The 7,935-nt window shown below is 42.1% G+C and carries 3 protein-coding genes; all 3 read left to right on the top strand.

Going from position 1 to position 7,935, the window contains the following annotated elements; translation table 11 throughout:
- Nucleotides 1-698 precede the first annotated feature (698 nt).
- The 3 genes from BLS65_RS15250 (at nt 699) to BLS65_RS15230 (ending at nt 7,387) form a co-directional block, all read left to right on the top strand.
- Nucleotides 699-1,607, top strand: coding sequence for a carboxypeptidase-like regulatory domain-containing protein (locus BLS65_RS15250; RefSeq protein ID WP_092440545.1), 909 nt, complete (start codon nt 699-701; stop codon nt 1,605-1,607).
- A 257-nt stretch (nt 1,608-1,864) separates the two neighbouring features.
- Nucleotides 1,865-5,683, top strand: a complete 3,819-nt coding sequence (locus tag BLS65_RS18655) for a type ISP restriction/modification enzyme (protein ID WP_212590571.1) — start codon at nt 1,865-1,867, stop codon at nt 5,681-5,683.
- A gap of 3 nt (nt 5,684-5,686) precedes the next feature.
- Nucleotides 5,687-7,387 carry an SWIM zinc finger family protein gene (locus BLS65_RS15230; protein WP_092440543.1) on the top strand — a complete coding sequence of 567 codons (1,701 nt, stop codon included), beginning with the start codon at nt 5,687-5,689 and terminating at the stop codon, nt 7,385-7,387.
- Nucleotides 7,388-7,935: the final 548 nt, after the last annotated feature.

The following is a 7,935-nucleotide window of genomic DNA, read 5'->3' as shown; positions in this document are numbered from 1 at the left end:
CAATGGCAATCGACAGTCAAGCAATGGCAATCGACAGCTAAGCAATGGCAATCGACAGTGGAAACAACGACCACTGACAGTCAAGCAATAGGAAGTTACAGCTAAACATTGGCATCGACAGTGGAATCATCCGACACTAACTGCTATGCAACCGCAATAGATCCTAAAACAAAGGCTACCTCCAAGGTAGCAAGGACTACCGATACCCCGCTCGTGCGACTATGCTGTGCGCGTGCCGCAAACCATTGCTAATGCACCCACCCAAACCTATAGCAGTAAGGTAGCACCACCGCAGCCAAACCAAGCGCATAGTGCGGTGGCAGGAGCATGTTGCCCATACTGCAACACTGCCATGAACGATTTCTGCAAGCCGTGGCCGCCGGATGGCACGTCCTCGCACCCTTGTTGTGCCCAAAGCAAATGATCGCACAGGAGTCTAGGCAGTGCTATGCTTTTTCTCTGTTTTATCCAGGTGAGGCTTGCAACGTGTGGTCGGGAAATACGGTTGGGCCAGATGGTCGCTAAATTATACTATTATGCCAAAGCATCTTTTCTTACACTGCCTTTAAATACTAGCAATCTACATATTAGCTGAAAATATTTGCAAAAAATTGTGATTTGTATTTTCGAAGTTCGTAACTTACCTCGTATTAATACCCTATTTATTTCTTTTTTTTGTTTCACTAATCCGATAGATTATGAGAAATCGATTGGTAGCAAAGCAGAAACGGAATATAACTGTTAAAAGCTACTTGAATGCCCATCCCGAAATTGTTAGCCGTGTTCCTGGTTTAGCGGCCGAAGTCAGCAATTTCAACGCTTGCGTCGTAGATATCGATGCCAATATCGACCAGAAGATGTTGAGCACTTCTGGAAAAGGAATTGTAAAGGGCACGCTGCGCCAAACATTGGAAACAACCACGGCAGACACTGCTCGAAAGCTCAAGGCCTACGCCCTCAACACGAATAATGTGGTGCTGATGGAGGAGGCTAATATCACCGAAACCGATTTGAGGCGGTGTTCGGAGGTAGAACTTTGCGAGCTGAGCCGGATCGTCAACGAGCGCATTGAGGCCAACCTTACCGCGCTTGATGTTTACGGCATCACCTCCGCTACCGTGGCCAATTTTCAGAAGAGTATCGACGATTACGAAACGGCCATTCCATCGCTCCGGCTCAATAGTGTAGGTGCCAAGCAAATAAATGTGGGTTTGGTGCAGCTATACGATAAGGCCGATGGTATTCTCGATAAGATCGATACCTTGGTAGATACCACCAAGCTCACCGATTCCGATTTTTACAACGGATACTATGGTGCTCGGAAGGTTATCGAAACCGGTACTCGTTCGCTTGCCGTAAGCGGTAGGGTAGTTGATTCCGAAACTGGCAATGGTATAGCGGGTGTCGCCCTTACCTTTACCGATGCTAAGGGACTGGTAATTCTAGTGAAACTTAGCGCCGCTGGCGGGGGATTTAGCATTAAGTCCATTCTTCCGGGTATATACAGAGTAACCGCAGCCAAGAACGGCTACACTACTCACGAGATCTCACTGGCCATAAATCATGGCGAGCGTGCCACACTAAACGTTTCCCTCACCCGCACATAGCAACGAAGAACCCCGCACGAGCGGGGTTCCTTTTTATGGGCAGCCCAACGGCCCATCAGCTATAAAGAAATCCCTTCTCCTTTAGAGGGGTTAGGGGAGGTTTGGGCGGTTTCTAAACTCTCCGAACGATTCTTTTTCACTGCTTTGCAAACTTCAACATATAAATTGATGCCTCATCTCGTAAAAGAACTATTTTCGTGCCTACGCACCTGTGGGAATTGATATATTTGTAATTGATAGAAACGTATTTGTATAAAATGACAATAGAACAATACATAGACAACATAAATCAACGCTACAAATTAGGCAATGCAACCGAGCATACTTTTCGTGGCGATCTGCAACAGCTGATTGAGAGTTTATTACCCGAAATACGTGCAACCAACGAACCTAAGCGTCAAAAGTGCGGTGCACCCGATTATATCCTTACCAAAAAGGACATTCCTGTTGGATTTATTGAAGCAAAAGACATTGGCGATAAAGACCTCGAAGGAACAAAGAAAACTGGACACAAGGAGCAGTTCGATAGATACCGGGCATCGTTAAATAACCTGATATTTACCGATTACATACAATTTAACTTTTACCGCGACGGGCAACTGATAACCAAAATTGCCATTGCCGAGATTACATTCCCCTCCTTTGGAGGGGTGCCCGAAGGGCGGGGTGGTTATATAAAACCTCTTCCCGAAAACTTTGTGCAATTTGAGAACCTCATAAGGAACTTTTGCAGCACTTACGGGCAAACAATAAAGAGTTCGAAGAAGCTATCGGGAATGATGGCGGGCAAAGCCCGTTTGCTTTCCGATGTAATTGAAAAATCGCTTTCCAGCGACAATATCAACAACGAGGATAGCACGCTTAAGGATCAAATGAACGCCTTTAAGCAAATTCTTATCCACGACATAACCCCAAAGTCGTTTGCCGATGTGTATGCGCAAACCATTGCCTACGGTATGTTTGCGGCTCGGTATCACGACCCTACCTTGCCCACCTTTTCGCGCCAAGAAGCCTACGAGCTTATTCCCAAATCGAACCCTTTTCTTAAAAAGCTTTTCGGATACATAGCCGGTCTCGACGTTGACGACCGTATAAAATGGATTGTGGACGATTTGGTGAATATATTCCTTGCGTGCAATGTGGAAGAAATTCTCAAAGATTACGGCAAGGGAACCAAAATGGAAGACCCAATTATCCACTTTTACGAGGACTTCCTGAGCGAGTACGACCCAGCACTGCGCAAAGCCCGTGGCGTATGGTACACTCCACAACCCGTTGTAAACTTTATTGTACGTGCGGTTGACGATATTCTAAAAACCGAGTTCGACCTGCCGCAAGGCCTCGCCGATACCAGCAAAACTACCATAAAAGTGGATGCACAGGGTAAAAAGATTGAGCAAGAGGTACACAGAGTGCAGATACTAGACCCCGCAACCGGCACCGGCACATTCCTTGCCGAAACCATTAAGCTAATTCATAAGAAGTTTGAAGGGCAGCAAGGCATTTGGAGCAACTACGTAGAAACACATCTACTACCGCGCCTCAATGGCTTTGAGCTACTTATGGCAAGCTACGCAATGGCACACCTTAAGCTCGATTTGCTGCTAACCGAAACAGGCTATCGTCCAACATCAGGCAATCAATTCCCCTCCCTTGGAGGGGTGCCCGAAGGGCGGGGAGCTCAATTCCCCTCCTCTGGAGGGGTGCCCGAAGGGCGGGGAGCTCAATTCCCCTCCCTTGGAGGGGTGCCCGAAGGGCGGGGTGGTTCTCGTATTAGAGTTTACCTCACCAACAGCCTAGAAGAAAGCCATCCCGATACCGGAACCCTTTTTGCCAGCTGGTTGAGTTCCGAAGCAAACGAAGCCAACCGCATTAAGCGCGATACTCCCGTAATGGTGGTTATGGGCAATCCGCCTTATAGCGTAAGCAGTAGCAATAAAAGTGAATGGATTCAAAACCTTATTGCTGATTACAAAAGGGACTTGAATGAACGTAAGATAAACCTTGATGACGACTACATAAAATTCATTCGTTACGGACAACATTATATTGATAAGAACGGAAGTGGTATTTTGGCCTATATTTCGAACAACAGCTTTATAGATGGTATTACACACCGACAAATGCGAAAGCATTTATTGGAAAGTTTCGACAAGATTTATATTCTCGATTTGCACGGTAATGCTAAGAAGAAAGAGATTTGCCCCGATGGCACACCCGACCAGAATGTGTTCGATATTATGCAGGGTGTTTCAATAAATATTTTCATAAAAACCGGCAAAAAAAAGAGAAATGAACTGGGGCAAGTCCTTCATTCATTCATTCAAGGAAAAAGAGAGTTTAAATATGAATACCTTAATGAGAATTCCGTAAAATCATTGGATTGGAAACAATTAGAATATACTCAACCCAATCTGTTTTTTGTTCCAAAAAATTTTGATGAGATTGAAACGTATGAAAACGGTTTCAGTATTAATTCTTTGTTTAGAGACAATGTAGCAGGTATTGAAACAATTCGCGATGCAATTACAATACACTTTAATAATGATACATTGAAAATTGTTGTCAATGATTTTTTAAATTTAGGGGAAACGGAAATAGCCAAAAAATACAGCACTGAAGATGCAAGAGATTGGAAAATTAGCAGAGCAAAAGAAGATATAAAACTAAATATTGAGAATAAGAATGCTTGGAAAAGCATAAATTATCGCCCATTTGATATTAGAAAAACTTTTTACACTGGTAAGCAAAATGGTTTTGTTTGCAATGGTAGATATAATGTAATGAAGCATTTACTTAAACCAAATCTGGGTTTGATAGTACCTAGGCAAACATCACAAGATTGGAGACATAGTTTTATTACCAATGAAATATTTGAAGGAAATATAACGGCAAGTGCCAAACTTTTCGGTACAGGCTGTGCATTTCCCCTTTATTTATATAAAGAAACGAACGCCCAACAAACAATTGACAACAACTCGGAAAGAACCCCCAACCTAAACCCTGAAATAGTAAAACAGATAGCCGAAAAATTAGGGTTAACTTTTACTAATGAAAAAACTCCTTCTTCTTTGGAGAAGGCGGGGGATGAGGCCACCTTTGCTCCAATAGATCTGTTGGATTATATCTATGCGGTGTTGCACAGTCCTACTTACAGGGAGAAATATAAAGAGTTTCTGAAAATAGACTTTCCTAGAGTTCCGTATCCGAAAGACGCAGCTACCTTTTGGCAGCTGGTAAAGCTTGGCGGAGAAATACGCCAAATACACCTACTCGAGAGCCCAATCGTTGATAAATACATAACTCAATACCCAGTAGATGGCGATAACGTGGTTGTAAAACCACGCTTCGATTCCCCTCCACTGGAGGGGTGCCCGAAGGGCGGGGTGGTCGATTCCAACAACACACTCCTCACCATTATCAACAACACCCCCATAAAACGCAATTTTGTCGATAATCTGCCACATAATCCAGCCCTGAATCAGTTGGCTAAAGACAAGCGAAAAGAAGGTATTCTCTCCGAGGTGCTTTTTTGGCAACAGGTGCATCAACATAAATTCCACAATATTGATTTTGACAGACAAAGAATCATCGGTAACTACATTGTCGATTTTTATATTAAATCACTTGGGCTGGTAATCGAAATAGACGGCAGTAGCCATGATGATAAAGTAGAATATGACGAGCAACGCCAAATATATTTAGAAACTTTAGGTCTAAAGGTTTTTAGAGTTTCAGATACCGATGTTAAAAAAAATATTAATGCAGTAATGCAAAGTGTTGAAACGTATATTGAACAGGTGTATGGGGATGAACCACCCCGGCCTGCGGCCACCCCTCCAAGGGAGGGGAATTTAGGTAGTGTTTATATTAACGATACACAGTATTTTGCCAACGTGCCCGAAGTAGCATGGGACTTTTACATTGGCGGATATCAACCAGCCCAAAAATGGCTCAAAGACCGTAAAGGACGCAAGTTGGAGTTTGATGATATTCTACACTATCAAAAGATTATTGTTGCGCTAACGGAAACAGATAGATTGATGAAAGTGATTGATAGTATAAAAATTGAGTAAGTTATGGAGTTTCCACTAAACCAGTTTGAGCAATATATCGACGAAACCATCCTTAAGCGCGGTTTGTCGTATTTCAAAAAAGGGTATGTACACGAACCCGAAGAAATAAGCCCAGGCGAGTACGAAGCCATAGTCGAAGGCTCTGACGATTATACCGTGCAGCTAACACTTAATAATGGTATCGTAACCGAGTCTGTTTGCGATTGTCCTTACGATATGGGTCCGGTGTGCAAACATGTGGTTGCCGTAATTTTTTACTTGCAGCAGAACGATCTGGATTTAAAGACCATAACAAAAGCCTCATCCAAAGGCAAGGTTGCCAAAACGGCAAAGCCTAAAACTATTGCCGATCAGGTAAACGAGCTGCTCGAAAAAGCCACACACGAAGAGCTTAAACAGTTTATCCGCGAAAAAGCCACAGGCAATGCTCCGCTAAGGAATTTGTTTTTATCATCGTTTGCACAACACAACTCCGACGAATCAAGAGAACTTTATGTAAAGCAAATAAAATCAATCCTTAAAACTGCTGCCGATAGGGATGGTTTTATAGATTGGTCGGCATCGACAGCGGTAGGCAATGCCATCGACAACCTTTTAGCATCGGCTCAAAAGCAGCTAGACAACCACAACTATAAAAGTGCTTTTCTGATATGTACCGCCGTGATGGAACAAATGGTAGTGGCTATGGAATATGCCGATGACAGCAATGGCGATATTGGCGGAAGTATTGATGGTGCCTATGAAATGCTTTATAAGTTAGCACAGCAAAACCCTTCCGAAGATCTCCGCAAGCTAATTATTGAATACTGTTTTGTGGCTTTTGATAAGAATATCTTTGCGGATTGGGATTGGCATATTGGTGTGTTGCGGATTACTTCTCTTCTGTTGAAAACCGAAGAAGAAATAGAACGTATCTTTTCGCAAATTGAAAATGCTAAATTGGCTGATTACAACAAAGAGGAGGCACAGCATATCAAGTATGATATATTATTGAGAACCAAAGGCGAAAATGCTGCTGAAAACTACCTCGAACAGAATATTACAAATTCTAATTTAAGGCGAGAAGCCATTCAGAAAGCATTGAATAATAAAAACTATGATAAAGCCATTTCGTTTGCAAAAGACGGGGTGAGTTATGATAGTAATGACAAACCAGGATTGGTAAGCGAATGGTACGACTGGTTGCTGAAAATAGTACAAGCCCAAAACGATAGCGAAAAAATAATTGAATATGCACGGTTCTTGTTTATTGACAATTTCCGAAATGAACAGGATTATTATAAAATATTGAAGAAACAGGTGAGTCCTGCAAAGTGGAATGCATTTTTAGAAGAGATTTTACAGGATATTTCAGCTAAAAAATATGGACCGGATACCCGTTTGATGGCAAGTATTTTTATTAAAGAAGAATGGTGGGATAGGCTTTTAGAATTGGTGAAAAAATCACCTGACCTAAATACCATTGATCATTACGGAAAATATCTTTCTGAAAATTTTGCAAACGAGATAGCCGAATTGTATGCAAATGCTGTTGTAAAATACATGCAAAACAGTATGGGCAGAGATCATTACCAGAATGCATGCCGGTATATACGAAAGATTATTAAACTTGGTGCCAGAGATAAAGCAAATGAAATCATTGCCCATTTGAGGGCAGAATACCCTAAACGAAAAGCATTAATGGAAGAACTAAATAAGGTTTAAAACGATGCTGTGTGTTCAATTGTAAATAATTACTTACGAGGTATGCGTTTTGTTTTGTTTTGGTGATTGTGAGTGCTTCACATGTCCCCAAGCTCCACGAGCCAATGTTCCACTCAATGTCTTGTCAAAGAGTTTTGTCGCTAACGCAAGGCATACCGCAATGAAGTAGCAAATTACAAGACTTAATAACAGTAAACCCAGACGGATGGGGGGTAATGTAATGAGCCGGTTTAAATTAATTTTGGTCGTAATACTATTTCTAATACCAATTACCACGATTCTCGCACACAAACATAAAACAACGAGACGAATATTTAAAATGGTTTACAGTGTAGCTGCACATTTATCAAGTAAAATTCAACTATTACCTTAAATCCGCAGGTCGATTGCTAGGTTTTAAATCTTAGCGTATTTAGGTTTGCTTGGTGGATATTTTGCCATTTTTTTGGTTCGACATAGCCCTTCTTTGCGTCACTTCTTCCGTTTTTCGCTCCCCCTATGGTTTGCAACTTCCTTTTTTGGAAGCCTGCAACAATAAAAACCGTAAC

It is taken from the genome of Williamwhitmania taraxaci (assembly GCF_900096565.1).
In the GTDB taxonomy this organism is placed as follows: domain Bacteria; phylum Bacteroidota; class Bacteroidia; order Bacteroidales; family Williamwhitmaniaceae; genus Williamwhitmania; species Williamwhitmania taraxaci.
The sequence above is the reverse complement of the archived record's forward strand: the minus strand, read 5'-3'. Positions and strand labels throughout refer to the sequence as shown.